This is a genomic window from Ralstonia sp. UBA689, assembly GCF_002298975.1.
In the GTDB taxonomy this organism is placed as follows: Bacteria; Pseudomonadota; Gammaproteobacteria; order Burkholderiales; family Burkholderiaceae; genus Ralstonia.
The window spans coordinates 286,037-305,296 of sequence record NZ_DBMV01000001.1 but is presented as its reverse complement, the minus strand read 5'-3'; the positions used below and the strand labels follow the sequence as shown (position 1 = coordinate 305,296).

General features: G+C 63.7%; 20 protein-coding genes, 1 tRNA gene and 1 pseudogene. 9 read left to right on the top strand and 13 right to left on the bottom strand.

Annotation, left to right across the window (positions count from 1 at the left end; translation table 11 throughout):
• Window positions 1-25: 25 nt before the first annotated feature.
• From B4F51_RS01590 to B4F51_RS01570, 5 genes are all read right to left on the bottom strand, one after another.
• Complete coding sequence (locus B4F51_RS01590) at window positions 26-394, bottom strand: RidA family protein (RefSeq protein WP_296223339.1); 369 nt, start codon at window positions 392-394, stop codon at window positions 26-28.
• Window positions 395-424: 30 nt separating this feature from the next.
• Window positions 425-1,294: an alpha/beta fold hydrolase gene (locus tag B4F51_RS01585; protein WP_296223338.1), complete on the bottom strand. Its 870-nt coding sequence runs from the start codon at window positions 1,292-1,294 to the stop codon at window positions 425-427.
• A gap of 145 nt (window positions 1,295-1,439) precedes the next feature.
• Window positions 1,440-2,219, bottom strand: coding sequence for a 3-hydroxybutyrate dehydrogenase (locus B4F51_RS01580; protein ID WP_296223337.1), 780 nt, complete (start codon window positions 2,217-2,219; stop codon window positions 1,440-1,442).
• Between the two features lie 13 nt (window positions 2,220-2,232).
• Window positions 2,233-2,868: a 3-oxoacid CoA-transferase subunit B gene (locus B4F51_RS01575; RefSeq protein ID WP_296223336.1), complete on the bottom strand. Its 636-nt coding sequence runs from the start codon at window positions 2,866-2,868 to the stop codon at window positions 2,233-2,235.
• Between the two features lie 10 nt (window positions 2,869-2,878).
• Window positions 2,879-3,580 (bottom strand): CoA transferase subunit A, encoded by a 702-nt coding sequence (locus tag B4F51_RS01570; RefSeq protein ID WP_296223335.1) that lies wholly within the window; start codon window positions 3,578-3,580, stop codon window positions 2,879-2,881.
• Between the two features lie 180 nt (window positions 3,581-3,760).
• Here B4F51_RS01570 and B4F51_RS01565 point away from each other — a divergent pair, with 180 nt between their 5' ends.
• Entirely contained in the window at window positions 3,761-4,306 is a 546-nt protein-coding gene (locus B4F51_RS01565; RefSeq protein ID WP_296223334.1) for a LuxR C-terminal-related transcriptional regulator, read from the top strand.
• 14 nt (window positions 4,307-4,320) lie between these two features.
• On the opposite strand, the gene B4F51_RS01560 is transcribed toward B4F51_RS01565, so the two are convergent.
• Entirely contained in the window at window positions 4,321-5,106 is a 786-nt protein-coding gene (locus tag B4F51_RS01560) for an SDR family oxidoreductase (RefSeq protein WP_296223333.1), read from the bottom strand.
• Window positions 5,107-5,316: 210 nt separating this feature from the next.
• On the opposite strand from B4F51_RS01560, the gene B4F51_RS01555 reads away from it, so the two are divergent.
• Complete coding sequence (locus B4F51_RS01555) at window positions 5,317-7,002, top strand: electron transfer flavoprotein-ubiquinone oxidoreductase (RefSeq protein WP_296223332.1); 1,686 nt, start codon at window positions 5,317-5,319, stop codon at window positions 7,000-7,002.
• A 77-nt stretch (window positions 7,003-7,079) separates the two neighbouring features.
• Here the strand turns inward: B4F51_RS01555 and aroC are convergent, their stop codons facing one another.
• From aroC to B4F51_RS01535, 4 genes are all read right to left on the bottom strand, one after another.
• Window positions 7,080-8,180: a chorismate synthase gene (gene aroC / locus B4F51_RS01550; protein ID WP_296223331.1), complete on the bottom strand. Its 1,101-nt coding sequence runs from the start codon at window positions 8,178-8,180 to the stop codon at window positions 7,080-7,082.
• 85 nt (window positions 8,181-8,265) lie between these two features.
• Window positions 8,266-8,682 (bottom strand): FKBP-type peptidyl-prolyl cis-trans isomerase, encoded by a 417-nt coding sequence (locus B4F51_RS01545; RefSeq protein ID WP_296223330.1) that lies wholly within the window; start codon window positions 8,680-8,682, stop codon window positions 8,266-8,268.
• 63 nt (window positions 8,683-8,745) lie between these two features.
• Window positions 8,746-10,653, bottom strand: coding sequence for an MFS transporter (locus tag B4F51_RS01540; protein WP_296223329.1), 1,908 nt, complete (start codon window positions 10,651-10,653; stop codon window positions 8,746-8,748).
• 83 nt (window positions 10,654-10,736) lie between these two features.
• Window positions 10,737-11,192, bottom strand: coding sequence for a CBS domain-containing protein (locus B4F51_RS01535; protein WP_296223328.1), 456 nt, complete (start codon window positions 11,190-11,192; stop codon window positions 10,737-10,739).
• Window positions 11,193-11,418: 226 nt separating this feature from the next.
• Between B4F51_RS01535 and B4F51_RS01530 the strand changes: the two genes are divergently transcribed.
• Genes B4F51_RS01530 through B4F51_RS01520 form a run of 3 tightly spaced genes read left to right on the top strand, consistent with a single transcriptional unit; the run spans window position 11,419 to window position 13,925 of the window.
• Entirely contained in the window at window positions 11,419-12,753 is a 1,335-nt protein-coding gene (locus tag B4F51_RS01530; RefSeq protein ID WP_296223327.1) for an O-acetylhomoserine aminocarboxypropyltransferase, read from the top strand.
• Window positions 12,753-13,586 carry an alpha/beta fold hydrolase gene (locus tag B4F51_RS01525; protein ID WP_296223326.1) on the top strand — a complete coding sequence of 278 codons (834 nt, stop codon included), beginning with the start codon at window positions 12,753-12,755 and terminating at the stop codon, window positions 13,584-13,586. Before B4F51_RS01530 ends, B4F51_RS01525 begins: the two co-directional genes overlap by 1 nt.
• A gap of 21 nt (window positions 13,587-13,607) precedes the next feature.
• Complete coding sequence (locus B4F51_RS01520; protein WP_296223325.1) at window positions 13,608-13,925, top strand: Mpo1-like protein; 318 nt, start codon at window positions 13,608-13,610, stop codon at window positions 13,923-13,925.
• Window positions 13,926-13,929: 4 nt separating this feature from the next.
• Here B4F51_RS01520 and B4F51_RS01515 read toward each other — a convergent pair whose 3' ends face one another.
• A complete protein-coding gene (locus tag B4F51_RS01515; RefSeq protein ID WP_296223324.1) occupies window positions 13,930-15,240 on the bottom strand; it encodes a YihY family inner membrane protein in 1,311 nt (436 codons plus the stop codon).
• 90 nt (window positions 15,241-15,330) lie between these two features.
• On the opposite strand from B4F51_RS01515, the gene wrbA reads away from it, so the two are divergent.
• The 3 genes and pseudogenes from wrbA (at window position 15,331) to B4F51_RS01500 (ending at window position 17,732) form a co-directional block, all read left to right on the top strand.
• Window positions 15,331-15,924 (top strand): NAD(P)H:quinone oxidoreductase, encoded by a 594-nt coding sequence (gene wrbA / locus B4F51_RS01510; protein WP_296223323.1) that lies wholly within the window; start codon window positions 15,331-15,333, stop codon window positions 15,922-15,924.
• Window positions 15,921-16,211 (top strand): annotated as a pseudogene (locus B4F51_RS01505) (DUF2069 domain-containing protein); the annotation flags it as partial. The gene wrbA and the pseudogene B4F51_RS01505, both read left to right, overlap by 4 nt.
• A 108-nt stretch (window positions 16,212-16,319) precedes the next feature.
• Entirely contained in the window at window positions 16,320-17,732 is a 1,413-nt protein-coding gene (locus B4F51_RS01500) for an FAD-binding oxidoreductase (protein WP_296223470.1), read from the top strand.
• A gap of 12 nt (window positions 17,733-17,744) precedes the next feature.
• Here the strand turns inward: B4F51_RS01500 and B4F51_RS01495 are convergent, their stop codons facing one another.
• On the bottom strand, window positions 17,745-17,948 hold the full coding sequence (locus B4F51_RS01495; RefSeq protein ID WP_296223322.1) for a hypothetical protein: 204 nt from the start codon (window positions 17,946-17,948) through the stop codon (window positions 17,745-17,747).
• Between the two features lie 679 nt (window positions 17,949-18,627).
• Between B4F51_RS01495 and B4F51_RS01490 the strand changes: the two genes are divergently transcribed.
• Window positions 18,628-18,704, top strand: a tRNA-Arg gene (locus tag B4F51_RS01490).
• Between the two features lie 184 nt (window positions 18,705-18,888).
• Here the strand turns inward: B4F51_RS01490 and B4F51_RS24605 are convergent.
• Entirely contained in the window at window positions 18,889-19,215 is a 327-nt protein-coding gene (locus B4F51_RS24605) for a helix-turn-helix domain-containing protein (protein ID WP_414706648.1), read from the bottom strand.
• Window positions 19,216-19,260: the final 45 nt, after the last annotated feature.

The window sequence follows — 19,260 nt, the reverse complement described above, 5'->3', positions numbered from 1 at the left end:
TGCGTCCTGCGGTGACGCGACGGCGTCAGCTCTTCTGTGCCGCCGTCACGACGATTTCGATGCGGTACTTCGGGTTGGCCAGCGCGGCCTCCACCGTGGCACGCGGCGGCGAGTTCTTTGACTCGGCGGCGACCCACTGGTCCCACACCTTGTTCATCTCGCCGATCTCAGTGATGTCTTTCAGGAATATCTGGCACATCAGGATGCGCGTCTTGTCGCTGCCGTTGACGGCCAGCACGCGGTCGACGATGGCGAGCACTTCTGCCGTCTGCTCAGCGATGCCGGCGTCCAGCGTGGTCTCCGGCACCTGGCCGGCCACGTAGACGACGCCGTTGTAGACGGCCGCATCGGAATAGCGATGTTCGACGTTGTAACGCTTCAGTTCAGTGCTCATCTTGCAAATCGAATCGGATCAAACAAACGGTCATTGACCGAGAAAGAACTTGCGGGCAATCGCCACCTGGTCCGGCTGGACGAAGGTCGGCGCGTGGCCCACGTCGGGGATCGCCACCGTGTTCACATGCTGGCCGCGCTGCATCATGGCTTCGACGGTTTCGCGCGTGAGCAGATCGGACTGCGCGCCGCGCACGATCAGCACCTCGCCGGGAATCGCCTCGAACAGCTTCCAGAGCGTAGCTTCGCCGGCAGCGATCATTTCGGGCGTGGTGCTCTTGAACGGCTGGGCCAGGCGCGGGTCGTAGTGCAGAATCCACTCGCCGCCCTGCGGCTTCAGGATCGCGGTATTCAGCTCCCGCCATTGCTCCGGCGTGTGAGGTCCGAACGAGGCGCTGATCGTCTTGAGGTACGCCAGACCTTCATCGAAGGTCTTGAAGCGGACATCCAGCCCGAGATAATCGCCAATGCGCGCCAGCGACGACTCCGTCACGCGCGGCCCCACGTCGTTGATCAACAGCTTGCGGATCGGAGACTTCGGCAGGCCGGCGAGACTCATGCCGATCAGCCCGCCCATCGACGTGCCGAACCAGTCCACCGACTCCACGTTCAGCCGCGCGAGCAGCGTGACCATGTCGGACACATATTGCGGAATGACATAGCCCTTCGGATCGGCCAGCCAATCCGAGCGGCCGCGGCCGACCACATCGGGGCAGATCACACGATAGTCGTTGCACAACGCCTGCGCCAGCACGTCGAAGTCGCGGCCGGTGCGCGTAAGACCATGCACGCAGACCAGCACACGCGGATTCTGCGGATCGCCCCACTCGTGATAGGCCATCCGATGCAGACCGGACGGGCTCAGGCACTGCACGAAAGCGAGGCGCGGCGAAACAGGCATGAACGACTCCTACACTTGAACAACCGGAAGAAACGAAGCCTGATTGTACGCCGGCCCAGACTGGATGCGGCGATGCAGCAGGCAGCAGCCCATCGCCAAAAAAAAGCCTCGCAGTTGCGAGGCTTTTTCGTTGGCCGCGAAGCGATTACTGAGCGACCCAGCCGCCATCCATGTTCCAGGCAACGCCGCGCACCTGCTCGGCCGCATCGCTGCACAGGAAGACTGCCAGCGCGCCGAGTTGATCTGGGGTGACGAACTCGCCGGAAGGCTGCTTCTCCATCAGCAGTTCCTTCTTGGCCTCCAACGCGGAAATCCCTTCCTTCTCCGCACGGGCGTCGATCTGCTTCTGCACCAGCGGCGTCAGCACCCAGCCCGGACAGATCGCGTTGGACGTGATACCGGTTTGCGCCGTCTCCAGCGCCACCGACTTGGTGAAACCGACGATGCCGTGCTTGGCTGCCACGTACGCCGACTTCTGCGCCGACGCCACCAGCCCATGCGCCGACGCGACGTTGATGATACGGCCCCAGTTCTTTTGCTTCATGCCGGGGATGGCCAAGCGCGTGGTGTGAAAGGCCGAGGTCAGGTTGATGGCGATGATGGCGTCCCAGCGCTCGACCGGGAAGTCCTCCACGTTGGCCACGAATTGGATGCCGGCATTGTTGACGAGGATGTCCACGCCGCCGAATTCTGTATTGGCGTACGCGAACATCGCTTCGATCTCGGCCGACTTGCTCATGTCGGCGCCGTGGTAACCGACGCGGATGGCGTTCTTGCCCGCCGCCGCGATCTGGGCCTTGGGCGCTTCCACATCGCCGAAGCCGTTCATGATGATGTTGGCGCCCTGCGCGGCCAGCGCGCAGGCAATGCCCAGACCGATCCCGCTGGTCGAGCCCGTAACGAGGGCGGTTTTTCCTTGCAGCATGCAGGTCTCCAGATTACAGCAGGTTGACGCCGGTCTTGGCTTGGATCTCTTCGCGCGACACACCCGGCGCGGTTTCGACCAGTTTCAGACCTTGTTCGGTCACGTCGATCACGCCCAGGTCGGTAATGATGCGATCGACCACGCCCACCCCCGTCAGCGGCAGCGTGCACTTGGGCAGGATCTTCAGATCTTCGGTACCGTCCTTCTTCTTGGCGACGTGCTCCATCAGCACGATCACGCGCTTGACGCCCGCAACCAGGTCCATCGCGCCGCCCATGCCCTTGACCATCTTGCCCGGAATCATCCAGTTGGCCAGATCGCCAGTCTCGCTGACTTGCATGGCGCCGAGAATCGACAGGTTGATCTTGCCGCCGCGAATCATCGCAAAGCTTTGGTCGCTGCCGAAGATGGCGCTGCCCGGCAGCGTGGTCACGGTCTGCTTGCCGGCGTTGATGAGGTCGGCGTCCACTTCGTCTTCCGTGGGGAACGGGCCGATGCCGAGCATGCCGTTTTCGCTCTGCAGCCAGACTTCCTTGTCGCCGGTGTGGTTGGCCACTAGCGTCGGGATGCCGATGCCGAGGTTGACGTAGAAGCCGTCTTGCAGCTCCTGGGCAGCACGTGCCGCCATTTGATCTTGGGTCCAGGGCATATCGGTCTCCTTAATTGGCTGCGCGGATGGTGCGCTTTTCGATGCGCTTCTCGGGCGCGGCGTTGAGCACGATGCGATGCACATAGATGCCGGGCAGGTGAATGTCGTCCGGCGCAAGCTCACCCACCTCAACGATCTTCTCGACCTCGACGATGCAGATCTTGCCGGCCGTCGCGGCGGCGGGGTTGAAGTTACGTGCGGTCAGGTTGAAGCGCAGGTTGCCGGACTTGTCGGCCACCTGAGCTTTGACCAGCGACACGTCAGGCAGCAGCGCGCGCTCCATGACGTACGTTTCGCCGTCGAACTCGCGCAGCTCCTTGCCTTCGGCCACGATGGTGCCGACACCGGTCTTGGTGAAGAACGCCGGAATACCGGCGCCGCCAGCGCGCAGCTTCTCGGCCAGCGTGCCTTGCGGGGTAAATTCCAGTTCAAGTTCGCCGGCCAGGTACTGGCGCTCGAACTCCTTGTTCTCGCCCACGTAGGACGAAATCATTTTCTTGATCTGGCGAGTTTCCAGCAGCAGGCCCAGGCCGAAACCGTCCACGCCCGCGTTGTTGGAAATGCAAGTGAGATTCTTGGCGCCCGAATCGCGCAGCGCGCCGATCAGCGCCTCCGGAATGCCGCACAGGCCGAAACCGCCTACGGCGATGGTCTGGCCGTCCTTGACGACGCCCGCGAGCGCCTCGCCGGCGCTGGCGAAGATTTTGTTCATGCGTGCTCCTTCCTTGGTGGTCCAACGTATCCGGCAGGGTTTTGACCGATCACACAGTTGGGGTTTGTGCGATGCAGCGCCGGAAAATAGTAACGATACAATCTGGCGAGAATACGCAAGCGTCACGCAACGCAGCAATACGTACGACTACATAAGGCCCAAGCCTAATCACAAGCCGCCATGCCCGCACTCGATTATCAGACCGCGTTCCAGCTCGCCCCGGTTGGCATGGTGATGTCGCGCGAGCGGGTGATGCTCGACGTCAACGACGAAGCCGCGCGCATCTTCGGCCACGCGCGCGTAACGATGATCGGGCAATCGTTTGAGCTGCTCTATCCGACACATGACGAGTACGAACGCACCGGCGCACGCATCGTGCCCATCATGAACGCGCGCGGCAGCTACTCCGACGAGCGCATCATGAAGCGCGCAAATGGTGAACTCTTCTGGTGCCACGTCACGGGTCGCGCGCTGGACCGCGCCAAACCGCTGGGCGAAGGCATCTGGACGTTCGAGGATCTTTCAGCGCGCCGGCCGGTCACTGCGGCACTCACGCCACGCGAGCGCGATATCGCCGCGCAATTGGTGGAAGGCAAGACCAGCAAGCAGATCGGCAAACAGTTGGAGATCAGCCCGCGCACGGTCGAAATCTACCGCGCGCGTCTGATGAAGAAGTACGCCGCCAACACGTCGGTCGAGCTCGTGCAGCGGCTGATGGGGCACTAGGCAAAGCCTGCGCCTTAAACCATCCCGTCGTCAGCGTTGATGACGGCGCCGTTGATGAAGTCCGACTGGTCCGACGCCAGCAGCAGGATCAGCCCATCGAGGTCTTCTGGCTTGCCGACACGCTTGCGCGGCAGCATCTGCACGAGCTTCTGGCCGGCTTCGGTTTCCCAGTGGTGGTGATTGATCTCGGTGTCGATGTAGCCGGGGCAGATGGCGTTCGTGTTGATGCCGTGGCGCCCCCACTCCAGCGCCATGGCGCGCGTCATGTGCACCACGGCAGCCTTGCTCATGCAATAGACGCCGATCTGGGACAGCACCTTCAGCCCGGCCACCGATGCAATGTTGATGATGCGCGACTGCGGCAGCGGCGAGCCGTTCTTCTCGGCGCCCTTGGCGCGCGCAATCATGCGCTTGGCCGTTTCCTGTGCCACGAAAAACGCGCCGCGGGTGTTGGTGTCGAAGATGAAATCGAAATCATCCGGCGTCACGTCCACCATGCGTTGCGTAGTGGAAACACCCGAGTTGTTGACCAGGATGTCGATGGTGCCGGCTTCGGTTTCGGCGTGGGCAATGGCGGCACGGATGCTATCTGGATCCGTCACGTCCAGACGCACGACGTGGGCGCTGCCGCCCTTCGATTCGATGTCGGCGCGCAGTTCCTTCAAGCGTTCGACGCGGCGCGAGGCCAGCACGACCTTGGCACCGGCCGCCGCCAGCGTATGCCCAAAGCGCGCCCCCAGGCCGCTGGATGCGCCCGTGATGAGCGCAACCTTGCCTTCCAGATTGATCGACAGACCCATGATGCGTGTTCCCCGTGTGTTGGTTTGGCGTGTGCCGGACCGGTCGAGGGCTGCCCCGACATGTGGCGCGGGCGCAGCTTAGCAAAAAATCGAACGATCGTTCAGAAATTTCGCTTGCCGCATCCGGGCGCGTCCCCGACAATGCGGGAAATTCTAATGCAGCAATCCGTCATACCAATAAGCAAACGCCCTACAAGCGAAGAGACACTTATGAACCAGCAGCAGCTCCTCGAACAATTCGGCCCGCGCGAGTCCATGGAGTATGACGTCGTGATCGTCGGCGGTGGCCCCGCCGGTCTTGCGACTGCGATCCGCATCAAGCAACGGGCCGCCGAGACCGGCAAGGACGTGTCGGTTGTCGTGCTGGAAAAAGGCTCCGAGCCTGGCGCACACATCCTCTCGGGCGCCGTGATGGATCCGCGTGCGATCAATGAACTGCTGCCCAACTGGAAGGCCGACGGCGCCCCGCTCAACCAAGCCGTCACGGGCGACGACGTGCTCTTCCTGAGCGAAACCGGCTCCAAGCGCACGCCTGACTGGCTGGTACCGCGCAATTTCCACAACCATGGCTGCTACGTCGTCTCTCTGTCGAACGTGGTCAAGTGGATGGCCACGCAGGCCGAAGCACTGGGCGTGGAGATTTTCCCGGGCTTTGCCGCCGCCGAAGTCCTGTACGACGACAAGGGTGCCGTGCGCGGTGTCGCCACCGGCAACATGGGCATCGGCAAGGATGGCGAGCCGACCGAAGCCTTCCAGCTCGGCATGGAGCTGCTCGGCAAATACACCATCTTCGCCGAAGGCGCGCGCGGCCACCTGGGCCGCCAACTGCTCGACAAATACAAGCTCAACGCCGGCAAAGACCCGCAGACCTTCGCCATCGGCATCAAGGAATTGTGGGAAATCGATCCGACCAAGGCTAAGCCCGGCCTGGTGGTCCACACCGCCGGTTGGCCAATGGAAGACGACACCTTCGGCGGCGGCTTCCTGTACCACCTGGAAGACAACAAGGTCACGCTCGGCTTCGTGATCGGCCTCGATTACAAGAACCCGTGGCTGAGTCCATTCGAAGAAATGCAGCGCTGGAAGGCTCACCCGGCCATCCGCGCGCATATCGAAGGCGGCAAGCGCATCGGCTACGGCGCGCGCGCGATAAACAACGGTACGCCGCAAGCGCTACCCAAGACGGTGTTCCCGGGCGGCGCGCTGGTCGGCTGCGATGCTGGTTACCTGAATGCCGCGCGCATCAAGGGCAGCCATGCAGCCATCAAGAGCGGCATGATGTGCGGCGAAGCCGTGTTTGAGGCCGTGACGGGCGGCCGCTCGGCTGATGAGCTGTCCGCCTACCCGGCTGCGTTCGAGCAGAGCTGGCTGAAGGAAGAGCTGGACCAGTCGCGTAACTTCAAGCTGTGGTTCAAGAAGAGCCCGACGCTGGGCAAAATCATGACCGGCATCGAGCAATGGCTGCTGCCCAAGATCGGCGTCAGCAACCCGCCCTGGACGCTGCATGGCACGAAGTCGGACAACCAGTCGCTCAAGCCGGCGTCCGAGTGCGCGCAGATTGCCTATCCGAAGCCAGACGGCAAGATTACGTTCGACCGACTCTCGTCGGTGTTCCTCTCGAACACCAATCATGAAGAGAATCAGCCCGCTCACTTGACGCTGAAGGACCCGACCGTCCCGACGCGCATCAACCTGGCGCAATTCGCAGGCCCCGAGCAACGTTACTGCCCGGCCGGCGTCTATGAGTTCGTCAAGAGCGACGAAGGCGCCGAGCGTCTGCAGATCAACGCGCAGAACTGTGTGCACTGCAAGACCTGCGACATCAAGGACCCGACGCAGAACATCGTGTGGGTCACGCCTGAAGGCGGCGGCGGCCCGAACTACGTGGGCATGTAATCGGAATCATTGGGTCAACGCCCAACAAAAAAAAGCGCGTTCGATGACGCGCTTTTTTGTTGCCTGCGTGAACCGGATTACGACGCCTTGGCCGCAATGGCCGGCGTTTCCACCGACACATCGCCACATTGCGCGCGATGGCGCAGCGCGTGGTCAATCAGCACCAGCGCCAGCAGCGCCTCAGCGATCGGCGTTGCGCGGATGCCAACGCACGGGTCATGCCGGCCGAACGTTTCTACCACGGCCGGATCGCCCGCCTTGTCGATCGAACGGCGCGGGGTGCGGATGCTCGACGTCGGCTTGATCGCCAGCGACACGGAGATATCCTGCCCAGTCGAAATCCCACCCAGGATGCCGCCCGCGTTGTTGCCGACAAAGCCTTCCGGCGTCAGTTCATCGCCGTGCTCGGAGCCGCGCTGGGCCACGGCGTGGAAGCCGGCACCGATCTCCACACCCTTCACCGCGTTCAGGCCCATCATGGCGTGGGCGATGTCGGCGTCCAGGCGGTCGAACAGCGGCTCGCCCCAGCCGACCGGCACACCGGTGGTCACCACCTCGATGCGCGCGCCGACGGAGTCGCCATCGCGGCGCAGCGCGTCCATGTAGGTTTCCAGCTCGGGAATGATTTCGGCGTTCGGCGCGAAGAACGGGTTGTTCGGCACCTCGTTCCAGTCCATGAACGGGATGTGAATATCGCCGAGTTGCGACATGAAGCCGTGAATCTCTACGCCAAACTTCTCACGCAGCCACTTCTTGGCCACTGCGCCGGCTGCTACCACCGGCGCCGTCAGCCGAGCCGAAGAACGGCCGCCACCGCGCGGGTCCCGAACGCCGTATTTGTGCCAGTAGGTGTAATCGGCGTGGCCGGGGCGGAAGGTCTCGGCGATGTTGCTGTAGTCCTTGCTGCGCTGATCGGTGTTGCGGATCAGCAGGCAGATGGGCGTGCCGGTGGTCTTGCCCTCGTACACGCCGGAAAGGATCTCGACGAGGTCTTCTTCCTTGCGCTGCGTGACGTGGCGCGAAGTGCCCGGCTTACGGCGGTCCAGGTCGGGCTGAATATCTTCAGCCGACAGCGTCATGCCCGGCGGGCAGCCGTCGATGACTGCGCCGATGGCCGGGCCATGCGACTCGCCGAAGGTGGTGACGGAAAACAGCAGGCCCAGGGTATTGCCAGACATGGTCGTGCTCGCGATTGTGCGCAGGAGAGCGCCGCAACAGTTGCGGCGCAAAACATCGGGAAACCGCTATTGTAAAGCCGATCAATCAGCCGCCGATGCCAAGCAGCTCGACCTCGAAGTTCAGCGTGGAATTGGGCGGAATCGTGCCGGGCACGCCGCGCTCGCCGTAGGCCGTGGCTGCCGGGCAAGTCAGCTTGGCCTTACCACCCACCTTCATCTTCTGCACACCTTCGGTCCAGCACGGAATCACGCGGTTCAGCGGGAACGAAATCGGCTGGCCGCGCTTGTAGGAGCTATCGAACTCGGTGCCATCCGTCAGCGTGCCACGATAGTGCACCTTGACCGTATCGCCAGCTTTGGGAGACGTACCGGCGCCCTTGGCCAGCGTTTGGACGATCACGCCGGAAGGCAAGGTTTCACTCGACGCGGGCGATGCGGCCTGCGCGGTGGTTGCGGCAATAGCAAGTGACGAAGCGCACAGCAACAAAGAAAGGCGTTTCATGGACAGAGAACGAAAGAAGTTAGAGGAGCCAGCAGTGTATCCAATCGCGTCATTGCGCTTTGGCTAACGCCACTCACCGCGCAGCGCCAGCACGGCGGCCTGAAGCCCTTCCGGAGACACCGACTGCGGCGCCACCGGCGTACCGATGCACAGCTCAAGCTTGTTGAGGAAGCCCCGGCGGAACGGGCGCGTCATCGCCGTCCCGCCGTGGCGGGAGAAAAAGCTACCCCACAGGCCGCGCAGGGCCATTGGCACCACCGGCACGGGGGTGCGCTCGATAATGCGGCGCACGCCTTCCTTGAATGGATTCATCTCGCCCGTGGCTGTGATCTTGCCTTCGGGGAAGATGCAGACCACCTCCCCCCCGGCCAGCGCCGCAGCAACCGCATCATAGGCGCGCTTAAGCATCTCGGGGTCTTCATGCAATGGCGCAATCGGAATCGCCTTGACGGTGCGGAAGAACCACGACAACAGCGGCACCTTGAAGATGCGGTGGTCCATCACGAAACGCACCGGCCGGCGCACGAAGGCGCCCACCACTACCGCATCGACAAAACTCACGTGGTTGCAGACCAGCAGGCACGGGCCTTCATCCGGGATGCGCTCCGAGCCCTCCACCTTCACGCGATAGACGGTGTGGATCAGCAACCACATCACGAAGCGGATCAGGAATTCGGGCACCAGCGTGTAGATGTGGATCGCCACCACCGCATTGAGAATGCCGGTAACGAGGAACAACTGCGGGATCGTAAAACCGGCGCGCGTAAGCACCATCGCGAGCACGGCCGAGGCGATCATGAACAGTGCGTTGAGGATATTGTTGGCGGCGATGATGCGCGCGCGGTGCGTCGGCTCGCAGCGGCTCTGGATCAGCGCATAGAGCGGCACGCTGTAGAAACCGCCGAACATCGCCAGCAGGAACAGATCGGCCAGCACGCGCCAGTGGCGATGATTCTGCAGGAAGCCCGACACGCCCGTCAGCACATCGTGCGCAACCAGCGCTTCCGCATGCGAGGCAAGGTACAGGTCTACCGCAAACACCGTCATGCCGATCGAGCCGAACGGCACCAGACCAATCTCCACCGTGCGGCCCGAGAGCTTCTCGCACAGCACCGAGCCCAGCCCGATGCCGATGGAGAACACCGCCAGCAGCAGCGTCACGACGTTCTGATCGCCACCAAGCACGTTGCGTGCAAAAGCAAAGAATGACGTCAGGAACGTCGCGCCCACGAACCACAGCCACGAGATGCCAAGCAGGCTCAGGAACACGGCGCGCTGGTTGCTCGCCAGCTTCAGGTTGCGCCAGGTCTCGGAGACGGGGTTCCAGTTGATGCGCAGATCCGGCTGCGAGGCCGGCGACACCGGCACGCCGCGCGCCGTCAGCCAGCCGGTCGCCGCAATGACCAGGCAGGCAACGCCGGTCAGCGTAGGCCCGATCAGCTCGCCATTGCGCGTCAGGTTGGCGAGTTCGCCGCCGCCGATGGTGCCGATCAGGATGGCGACGAAAGTCCCCATCTCCACCAGCCCATTGCCCCCGACCAGCTCCGACGACTGCAGATGTTGCGGCAGATACGCATACTTGACCGGCCCGAACAGCGTCGAATGCACGCCCATCAGGAACGTGCACAGGTACAGCAGTTCGACGTGACGCAGCGCAAAACCCGCGCATCCGATCGCCATGATGGCGATCTCCAGCGTCTTGACCAGGCGGATGAGACGCGCCTTGTCCATGCGGTCGGCAATCTGCCCACTGGTCGCCGACAGCAGAACGAAAGGCGCAATGAAGATGGCCGAGATCAGGAACGCCGCCGAAGCCGGGTCCGCATTGCCGAACAGCGCGGCGTGGTACGTGACCAGCGAGGAAAACGCCACCTTGAACACGTTGTCGTTCATGGCGCCCAGGAACTGGGTCCAGAAAAACGGCGCAAAGCGGCGCTGCTTCAGCAGGGAGAACTGGCTCGATTGGCTCATCGGCGAGAGTGTCTGGGTTCAACAAAAAACCCGCTCGCAACAGCGGCGGGTTTTTGGGGCTTGCGGTAAAAACGAGAGACCGATCAGTCTTCGTTGGCTTCTTCCTTCGGCCAGTCGCGGATGTACGCCTTGAGCATCTTGTTCTCGAAGTTCTGCTCTTCGAACACCGCCCTGGCAACATCGTAGAAGGAAATCACGCCCATCAGGGTGCGGTTGTCGAGCACCGGCAGGTAGCGCGCGTGGCGCTCCAGCATCATGCGGCGCACTTCGTTGACTTCGGTTTCGAGCGTGCAGGTGAGCGGATGGTCATCCATCACCTTGCGGATGGTCGTGCCCTCACCCACCGTGCCGTTTTTCTCGGCGAGGACCTTGATGATCTCGCGGAAGGTCAGCATGCCGACCAGTTCGCCGTACTCCATCACCACGAGCGAACCGATGTCGTATTGCGCCATCGTCTGCACGGCCACCTGGAGCTTGGTTTCAGGAGCCACGGTGTAGAGCGTGTTGCCCTTCACGTGAAGGATGTCGCTGACTTTCATATTGCGTCTCCCAGGTTCGGGGTGCCGGTCTGCCGGGGGGGCGACCGCGCGCGGGTTGTGGTTATGTTTGTGTTTCGATCCTAGCCCAAACCCGAGGGCTTCGACAAGCTCGCGGCGCAGAAAAACCTCTCAAAAACCGCGTCCGCTCGGCGTTTGCCCGGAATGCACTGCAACAGGGAGCAGTGCTAGCATGCGCCGTCTTCACCCTCATTCGGTGCTTGAATCCATGTCCAAAGCCCGCTTCGACACGCTGGCCCTGCACGCCGGCGCCGCGCCCGACCCGGCCACCGGCGCGCGCGCCACCCCCATCCACCTGACCACCTCGTTCGTGTTCCGCGACAGCGAACATGCGGCGTCATTGTTCAATATGGAACGCGCGGGCCACGTCTACTCGCGCATCTCCAATCCGACAGTCGCCGTATTCGAAGAGCGCATGGCCGCGCTGGAAAACGGCGTGGGCGCCATTGCCACGGCCTCGGGCCAGGCGGCGCTGCATCTGGCCATCGTCACGCTGATGGGCGCGGGCTCGCACATCGTTGCGTCGTCGGCGCTGTACGGCGGCTCGCACAACCTGCTGCACTACACGCTGCGCCGCTTCGGCATCGAGACCACTTTCGTCAAGCCCGGCGACATCGACGGCTGGCGCGCAGCTATCCGACCGAATACGCGGTTGCTGTTTGGCGAAACGCTCGGCAACCCGGGGCTGGACGTGCTGGACATTCCGACCATCGCCGCCATTGCGCATGACGCGGGCGTGCCGCTGCTGGTCGATTCCACCTTCACCACGCCGTGGCTGCTGCAACCGTTCGCGCACGGCGCCGATCTGCTCTATCACTCGGCCACCAAGTTCCTGGGCGGGCATGGCACGACCATCGGCGGCGTGCTGGTCGACGGCGGCACCTTCGACTACGTGGCCGCCGGCAAGCACCCCGAGATGACAGAACCCTACGCGGGCTTCCACGACATGGTGTTTGCTGAGGAAAGCACCGTCGCACCCTTCCTGCTGCGCGCGCGCCGTGAGGGCCTGCGCGACTTTGGCGCGTGCATGAACCCGATGGCGGCCTGGCAATTGCTGCAGGGCATCGAAACGCTGCCGCTGCGCATGGCCCGTCATATGGAGAACACCCGCCGCATCGTCTCCTTCCTGGCCAGCCACCCGATGGTGGCTTCGGTGGCCTACCCCGAACTGGAATCGCACCCGGACCACGCCCTGGCCAAGCGCCTGCTGCCGCGCGGCTGCGGCGCCGTGTTCAGCTTCGACCTGCGCGGCGACCGGCGTGCCGGCCAGCAGTTCATCGAATCACTCGGTCTGTTCTCGCACCTCGCCAACGTGGGCGATGCGCGCTCGCTGGTCATCCATCCCGCCTCGACCACGCACTTCCGCATGGATGCCGATGCGCTGGCCGCTGCCGGCATCAGCGAAGGCACGATTCGCCTGTCGATCGGCCTGGAAGACACCGACGACCTGATCGACGATCTGAAACGCGGCCTGAAGACCGCCGAGCGCGCGATGTCTGCCTCGTCAGGCAAGACCGCACCCAACGCAACCGGAGCCCGCTGATGGAGTTGACCGTACAAGGCCAGCGCGCCTACGCCTATACCGGCGGCAAGCCGTTCAATGCGGCGCTGCCCTGTGTCGTCTTCGTGCACGGTGCGCAGAACGATCATTCGGTTTGGAGCCTGCAAACCCGCTGGTTTGCACACCACGGGTTCAGCGTGCTGGCAGTGGATTTGCCCGCGCACGGGCGCAGTGCCGGCGCGCCGCTGCAAACCGTGGAAGCCATGGCGGACTGGGTCATGGCGCTGGTGCAGGCGGCAGGTGTCACGCAGCCTGCGATGGTGGTCGGCCACAGTATGGGCTCGTTGATTGCGCTGGAGTGCGCCTCGCGCTACACCGATCGCGTGCGCCGCATCGCGCTGGTGGCGACAGCCTGGCCGATGAAGGTGTCGGATGCGTTGCTCGACGCAGCGCTCAACAACACGGCGAGCGCCATCGACATGGTGAACACGTGGTCACATTCCAGCCTGGCCAACAAACCCTCCGCACCGGGGCCCGGCTTCTGGATGCACGGCGGCAGCCAGCGGCTGATGGAACATGTGGCGCGCGGCACGGAGGCACCGGTCTTCCATACCGACTTTTCCGCCTGCAACGCCTATGCGCGCGGCGCGCAAGCCATGGCATCCGTGAACTGTCCGTCGCTCGTCATCGTCGGCGAGAAAGACCAGATGACCCCGGCCAAAGCAGGCCGTCAGGTGGCCGCCGGGCTGGCCGGAAGCCGGGTCGTCGGCTTGCCGGGCGGACACGCGATCATGGGAGAATGCCCGGACGGCACGCTCGACGCACTGATAGCCTTTGCACGCGAAGGCGATCGCGCAAAGGCACAGAGCGCGTAGCGCCCCGCCTCGGAGACGATCATGGCCACCACGGACACCCGCACCTTCGACAGCTTCGCCGAGTTCTATCCGTACTACCTGGGCGAGCACCAGGACCGCACCTGCCGGCGCCTGCATTTCGTAGGCTCGACGGTGGCGCTGGTGTGCCTGATCCAGTTGATCTTCACCGGCAGCCTGTGGTGGCTGCTCGGCGCGGCCGTCAGCGGCTACGCATTTGCGTGGGTCGGGCACTTCGGGTTCGAGAAGAACAAGCCCGCCACTTTCCGCCACCCCATCTACAGCCTGATGGGCGACTGGGTGATGTACCGCGACATCTGGACCGGGAAGATCCCGTTCTAAACCGTCAGACCCTGGCCGCTACCGGCACCGGCGCGGCTGCAGCCTGCGCAGCGGCGGCCACGCCGCGTTCTCCGGAAGCGAATACGCTCTCCAGCGTGCAGTCGAGCGCCGCGTTGTGCAGTTGGCTTGCCAACGCGTGCGTATCGCCCAAATGCCGCGCGAGCGAGGTGCGTGGCAGTCGTGGCAAGCTCAGCACAAGCTTTTCATAGAGCGGCCGTAGCGTCATCGTATGCGCGTCGCACAGCAGCGCCCAGTGCGCCACGCTCCGATCCTGCTGCAGCTTGCCGACCAGGTGCAGCGTCTTGAGCTTGGCGAGCAGATCGGCCAGGTAATCGGCTTCGAGCTGCAACCGCCGGCCGATTTCGAGCTCGGCCACCGTGCGCGGCGCCTGCTCACGAGCACGGTACAGCAGCAGCAGAACACCCAGCGCATCGAAGAACTCGCTGCCCGGAAACGTGCGCCGCTGCCAATAGCCCTGGCGAATGATCGGCAGCGTCGACGCGATGGTCGCGCCCAGCAGCGTCACCAGCCAGCTCACGTAGATCCACGTCAGGAAGATCGGGAGCGCGGCAAACGCGCCATAGACAGCCGTGTACGTGGGGATATGCGCAACGTAGGAGCCGAAGCCTCGCTTGGCAATTTCGAACGCCACCGCAGCGATGAGGCCTGCCACGAACGCATCGCGCCGCGCCACGTTGGTGTTTGGCACAAACACATAGAGCATCGCAAACGCAATCGCCGACAACAGGATCGGCACCACGCCCACGATCACGCCCAATCCGAACGGCAACTTGTGCACGTAGCCCGCCGAGATCGACACCAGATACGAGCTGACCGACAGACTCGCGCCAATCAACACCGGGCCGAAGGTCACCAGCGCCCAGAACACCAGCACCCGCTGCGCCAGCGGCCGCCGATGCCGCACGCGCCAGATGGCGTTGAGCGCGTTTTCCACGGTGAGCATCGTCATGACCGACGTGACGACCAGGCCGATCAGACCCGCCGCCGTCAGCCCCTTGGCGTTGGACGAAAACTGATTGAGATACGTGAGGATCGGCCGGCTGATATTGCCCGGCACGAGGTTGCTGAACATGTAGCTCTCGATGTCCGCACGAAAGCTCTTGAACATCGGAAACGCCGTGAACAGCGCGAAGGCCACCGTCAGGATCGGCACCAGCGCAAGCACCGTCGTGAACGTCAGGCTGCCGGCCACCTGCGGCAGGCTGTCTTCGCCCGCGCGGCGCAGCGCATAACGCGCCAGCGCACGCAGCTTGGCGGCATTCCATTGACGAAGCACTCGGGAATCAAAAAGCATGAAGAATGAGGCGGAATAAGGCAAATGCGGGAGATGGGGGCGCAACTATAATACCGCGACGTCATTGCCGGTCCGGCCGCATTGTTATTTATGAAAGATATCCTGGTCCTGTACTACAGCCGTCACGGCAGCACACGCGCGCTGGCCGAAGCCATTGCACAAGGCATCGAAAGCGTGGATGGCGCCCAGGCGCGCGTGCGCACCGTACCGGCCATCTCCACCGTCTGCGAAGCCACGCAGCCCGACGTGCCCGATGGCGGCCCGCCCTACGTGGAAGTGCGCGACCTGGAAGAATGCGTCGGCCTGGCACTGGGCTCGCCCACGCGCTTCGGCAACATGGCCGCTCCGCTCAAGTACTTCCTGGACGGCACCACGCCGCAATGGCTGGCGGGCGCGCTGGCCGGCAAGCCCGCCTGCGTCTTCACCTCCACAGGCAGCATGCATGGCGGGCAGGAAACCACGCTGCTCTCAATGATGCTGCCGCTGCTGCACCATGGCATGGTTGTGCTTGGCCTGCCGTATCAGCAAAGCGAGCTGCTCTCCACCGAAGCCGGCGGCACGCCATATGGCCCGTCGCACGTGGCGCATCGTGGCGACACCGCGCCGCTCACCACGGCCGAGCGCACGCTTGCCACCGCGATGGGCCGGCGCCTTGCGCAAACTGCTCTCAAGCTTGCCGCATGACCGCTGCCGAAACTCCTGCCGTTGAATCGCGCGCGCTGCATCTGCTGAGTGCCGCCAGCCTGATCGCGCTGATCATGCTGTGCGCGACATGGGAGCTATGGCTGGCGCCAGTGCGACCGGGCGGCTCATGGCTCGCGCTCAAGGCGCTGCTGCTGGCGTGGCCGCTGCCGGGCGTGCTGCGCAGGAACCGCTACACGATGCAATGGGCGTCGATGTTCATCCTGCTGTTCTTTACCGAAGGCATCGTGCGGGCGACGTCAGATGCGGGCCTGTCGCGATCGCTCGCCTGGGTCGAGGTGGTGCTGAGCGTCGTGTTCTTCTTCGCGACGATCTTCTATCTGCGTCCGTTCAAGCGTGCGGCCAAGGCACGTGCCAAACAGAACCCCGGACCCGCCATGACCCAAGATGCGTTCCTGCAAGCCTGCGTTGATGCCATTGGTGCTGCGCACGTACTGACTGCGCCTGAAGACCAGACGCCCTATCTGACCGACTGGCGCAAGCGCTTCACCGGCCGCGCTCGCGCAGTGCTGCGCCCGGCCGATGCTTCGCAGGTGGCAGCGCTGGTGCGGCTGTGCAACGAGCATGCGGTGCCGATGGTCCCGCAAGGCGGCAACACCGGCCTGTGCGGCGGCGCCACGCCCGACATGGAGGGCAGCGCGGTCGTGATCTCGCTGCAGCGCATGCAGCGCGTGCGTGCGGTCGACCCCATCAACAACACCATTACCGTGGATGCCGGCTGCATTCTCGCCAACGTGCAGCGGGCTGCGGCAGAGGCCGACCGCCTCTTTCCGCTCAGCTTGGCCGCCGAAGGCAGTTGCTCCATTGGCGGCAACCTCGCAACCAACGCGGGCGGCACCGCCGTCCTGCGCTACGGCAACGCGCGAGAACTGTGCCTGGGGCTCGAAGCCGTGCTGCCCAACGGCGAGCTGTGGAACGGCCTGCGCGGCCTGCGCAAGGACAACACCGGCTACGACCTGCGCGACCTGCTGATCGGCGCGGAAGGCACGCTCGGCATCATCACCGGGGCGATGCTGAAGCTGTATCCGCAGCCGCGCGCCAAGGTGACGGCATTGGCGGCATTACCATCGCCACGCAAGGCGCTGGAGTTCCTCTCGCTCGCGCAAAGCCATGCGGGGACGCTGCTGACGGGGTTCGAGCTGATGTCGGCGTTCTGCCTGGAGCTGGTGCGCAAGCACTATCCGCAGTTGCGCGTGCCGTTTACGCAAGTGCATCCGCAATACGTATTGCTGGAGCTGTCCGACCTGGAGAGCGAAGAACACGCCCGCGCGCTGTTCGACGCGATGATGGAAGATGCGCTCGCACGCGGCGTGATCGACGATGCGGCAGTGGCCGAGTCGGTGGCCCAGTCGCGCGATTTCTGGAACCTGCGCGAGCACATCCCGCTGGCGCAGGCCGACGAAGGCAAGAACATCAAACACGACATCGCCGTGCCCATCTCGCGCATCGCCGACTTTATCGACGTGACCGACCGCGCGCTGGCCGCCGCCTATCCCGACATCCGCATGGTGACCTTCGGCCACCTTGGCGACGGCAACCTGCACTACAACGTGTCGCCGCCGGAAGGCCATGAACACGAGGCCTTCCTGGCCAACCAGGACGGCATCAACCGCATCGTGCACGACAGTGTGCACGCGCACGGCGGCTCGATCTCGGCGGAGCACGGCATCGGCCAACTCAAGCGCGAGGACAACGCGCGCTATAAGAGCCCGGTGGAAATGGCCGCCATGCGCGCGATCAAGCAGGCGCTGGACCCGCGCGGCCTGATGAATCCGGGAAAGGTGCTGTAGAGCGCCGCGGCGTCAGCCGAAATACCGCAGGATGTAGTTCACCGCCGCAAAGGCGATGGTCGCGGCCAGCAGCCACAGCAGCAGGCGCGGCACGCCACTGGGCGGCAGGCGGTGATCTGCGGCGTTGGAACGGTCACCGATCCGCCCGCTCTGGGCATTGCGGACATAGTTGCTTCGGGACGCCCCTGCCGGGCGTCGTGCGTGACGCGTACTCATTTCTGATTCTCTCCCTGCCCCATGGCTGGCGCTTCTGCCTGGCCCCCTGATGCCGGCAGAAAACAACTGCGACAGCAGCGCAATGGGTCGCTCCATGGCTGCCAAACAAGACTCCCCTGATTTCCCGTCTGGTCGGAACCGAAAAGGCATCCGTCACGCCCTTTGGCGTGCGTAGGCACCGCGTTCTGCGTCGTTGCGCAGAATTTCGAGTGAAAACATTGTTGTTATGGCACTACCCGACGCCACGGAATGTATCAAAAAATCCCCCCAATGGGGGGTATGAATTTCGGTCATCACCGTTTGGATGATGCGTGGGAACGACGCTTGCAGGTTGGATCAGGGCAAACCCTTGGTCACATCGTCGATACTTCCCGGAGCCGTCCATGTATTCCGCCCTGCTTGCCCCACTCTGGCGCGCGCACATCACGCCGCCGACCCCGCCTGAATCGCCGCCGCATCCACCACCAGAAATGCCACCCCCGGGCGAGCCGGACCACGACCCCATCCACGACCCGGAGCCCCTCACGCCGCCGATCGAGTTGCCGCCCGGCGAGTTACCGCCAGAAATTCCGCCCCAGCATTAGCTCTGCCGTGATACGTCCATCTGATAGAATCGCGGCCTCCCAGGCATCCCGAGGCTGCGCGCCAATCAACTGCCTGGGCAGTCCAGTCCGCGCATCTGCCCATAGCTCAGTTGGATAGAGCATCGGCCTTCTAAGCCGACGGTCGGGGGTTCGAATCCCTCTGGGCAGGCCAAAATCCTTTGCGAATCAGGTACTTAGAGAGTCGCCGCATCGGGCGATTTGTGGAAAACTGCCCGCGCAGTGTGCCAGAATTGCACCAAGGAAACCACCGCAAAACTAGGCCCGGAGCCGATCTGCGGCACGGACCACCCGAGCGAATTGCACCGACGCTCTATCTCGGGACGGCCTGCCCGTCCTCACGTCTTCCGCGCTGCTTCGAAGATCAGCTTTAGTTGTTCTTCTGAGGACATACCTGCGTCACGCATTGCTTGCAATAAGTCCGGGAGGGGCTTGCCGCGCCGGGGCTTCGTGATAGGTACGAAGGAAGGAGCCGGAGCAGGCGGCGTTAGATTCGCTGTAGCCTGCTCGTCAAGGAACCGCATAAGGGCGGACACGGGGAATCGCCAGGAGCGCCCCAGCTTCACGCCGGGCAACTTGTGAGTAGCGGCCATCGTATTAACGTGCGCCGCCTCGCATCCCAATGCCTCGGCTACCTGCTCCGAGGTTAGTAGGTCTAGCAGCATGCCAACCTCCCCTTGCTACTTGTATCAACTGTTCTGCGATGGCGG

Bases quoted from the DNA above. Each gene is read 5' to 3' on its own strand.
- B4F51_RS01565 (WP_296223334.1), top strand. From the start codon at position 3,761: ATGCCCGCACTCGATTATCAGACCGCGTTCCAGCTCGCCCCGGTTGGC.
- B4F51_RS24605 (WP_414706648.1), bottom strand. From the start codon at position 19,215: ATGCTGCTAGACCTACTAACCTCGGAGCAGGTAGCCGAGGCATTGGGA.
- B4F51_RS01585 (WP_296223338.1), bottom strand. From the start codon at position 1,294: ATGCCTGTTTCGCCGCGCCTCGCTTTCGTGCAGTGCCTGAGCCCGTCC.
- B4F51_RS01545 (WP_296223330.1), bottom strand. From the start codon at position 8,682: ATGAAACGCCTTTCTTTGTTGCTGTGCGCTTCGTCACTTGCTATTGCC.
- B4F51_RS01525 (WP_296223326.1), top strand. From the start codon at position 12,753: ATGGAGTTGACCGTACAAGGCCAGCGCGCCTACGCCTATACCGGCGGC.
- B4F51_RS01580 (WP_296223337.1), bottom strand. From the start codon at position 2,219: ATGCTGCAAGGAAAAACCGCCCTCGTTACGGGCTCGACCAGCGGGATC.
- B4F51_RS01500 (WP_296223470.1), top strand. From the start codon at position 16,320: ATGACCCAAGATGCGTTCCTGCAAGCCTGCGTTGATGCCATTGGTGCT.
- B4F51_RS01495 (WP_296223322.1), bottom strand. From the start codon at position 17,948: ATGAGTACGCGTCACGCACGACGCCCGGCAGGGGCGTCCCGAAGCAAC.
- B4F51_RS01530 (WP_296223327.1), top strand. From the start codon at position 11,419: ATGTCCAAAGCCCGCTTCGACACGCTGGCCCTGCACGCCGGCGCCGCG.
- B4F51_RS01535 (WP_296223328.1), bottom strand. From the start codon at position 11,192: ATGAAAGTCAGCGACATCCTTCACGTGAAGGGCAACACGCTCTACACC.
- B4F51_RS01575 (WP_296223336.1), bottom strand. From the start codon at position 2,868: ATGCCCTGGACCCAAGATCAAATGGCGGCACGTGCTGCCCAGGAGCTG.
- B4F51_RS01590 (WP_296223339.1), bottom strand. From the start codon at position 394: ATGAGCACTGAACTGAAGCGTTACAACGTCGAACATCGCTATTCCGAT.
- B4F51_RS01555 (WP_296223332.1), top strand. From the start codon at position 5,317: ATGAACCAGCAGCAGCTCCTCGAACAATTCGGCCCGCGCGAGTCCATG.
- B4F51_RS01540 (WP_296223329.1), bottom strand. From the start codon at position 10,653: ATGAGCCAATCGAGCCAGTTCTCCCTGCTGAAGCAGCGCCGCTTTGCG.
- B4F51_RS01570 (WP_296223335.1), bottom strand. From the start codon at position 3,580: ATGAACAAAATCTTCGCCAGCGCCGGCGAGGCGCTCGCGGGCGTCGTC.
- B4F51_RS01520 (WP_296223325.1), top strand. From the start codon at position 13,608: ATGGCCACCACGGACACCCGCACCTTCGACAGCTTCGCCGAGTTCTAT.
- B4F51_RS01515 (WP_296223324.1), bottom strand. From the start codon at position 15,240: ATGCTTTTTGATTCCCGAGTGCTTCGTCAATGGAATGCCGCCAAGCTG.
- aroC (WP_296223331.1), bottom strand. From the start codon at position 8,180: ATGTCTGGCAATACCCTGGGCCTGCTGTTTTCCGTCACCACCTTCGGC.
- wrbA (WP_296223323.1), top strand. From the start codon at position 15,331: ATGAAAGATATCCTGGTCCTGTACTACAGCCGTCACGGCAGCACACGC.
- B4F51_RS01560 (WP_296223333.1), bottom strand. From the start codon at position 5,106: ATGGGTCTGTCGATCAATCTGGAAGGCAAGGTTGCGCTCATCACGGGC.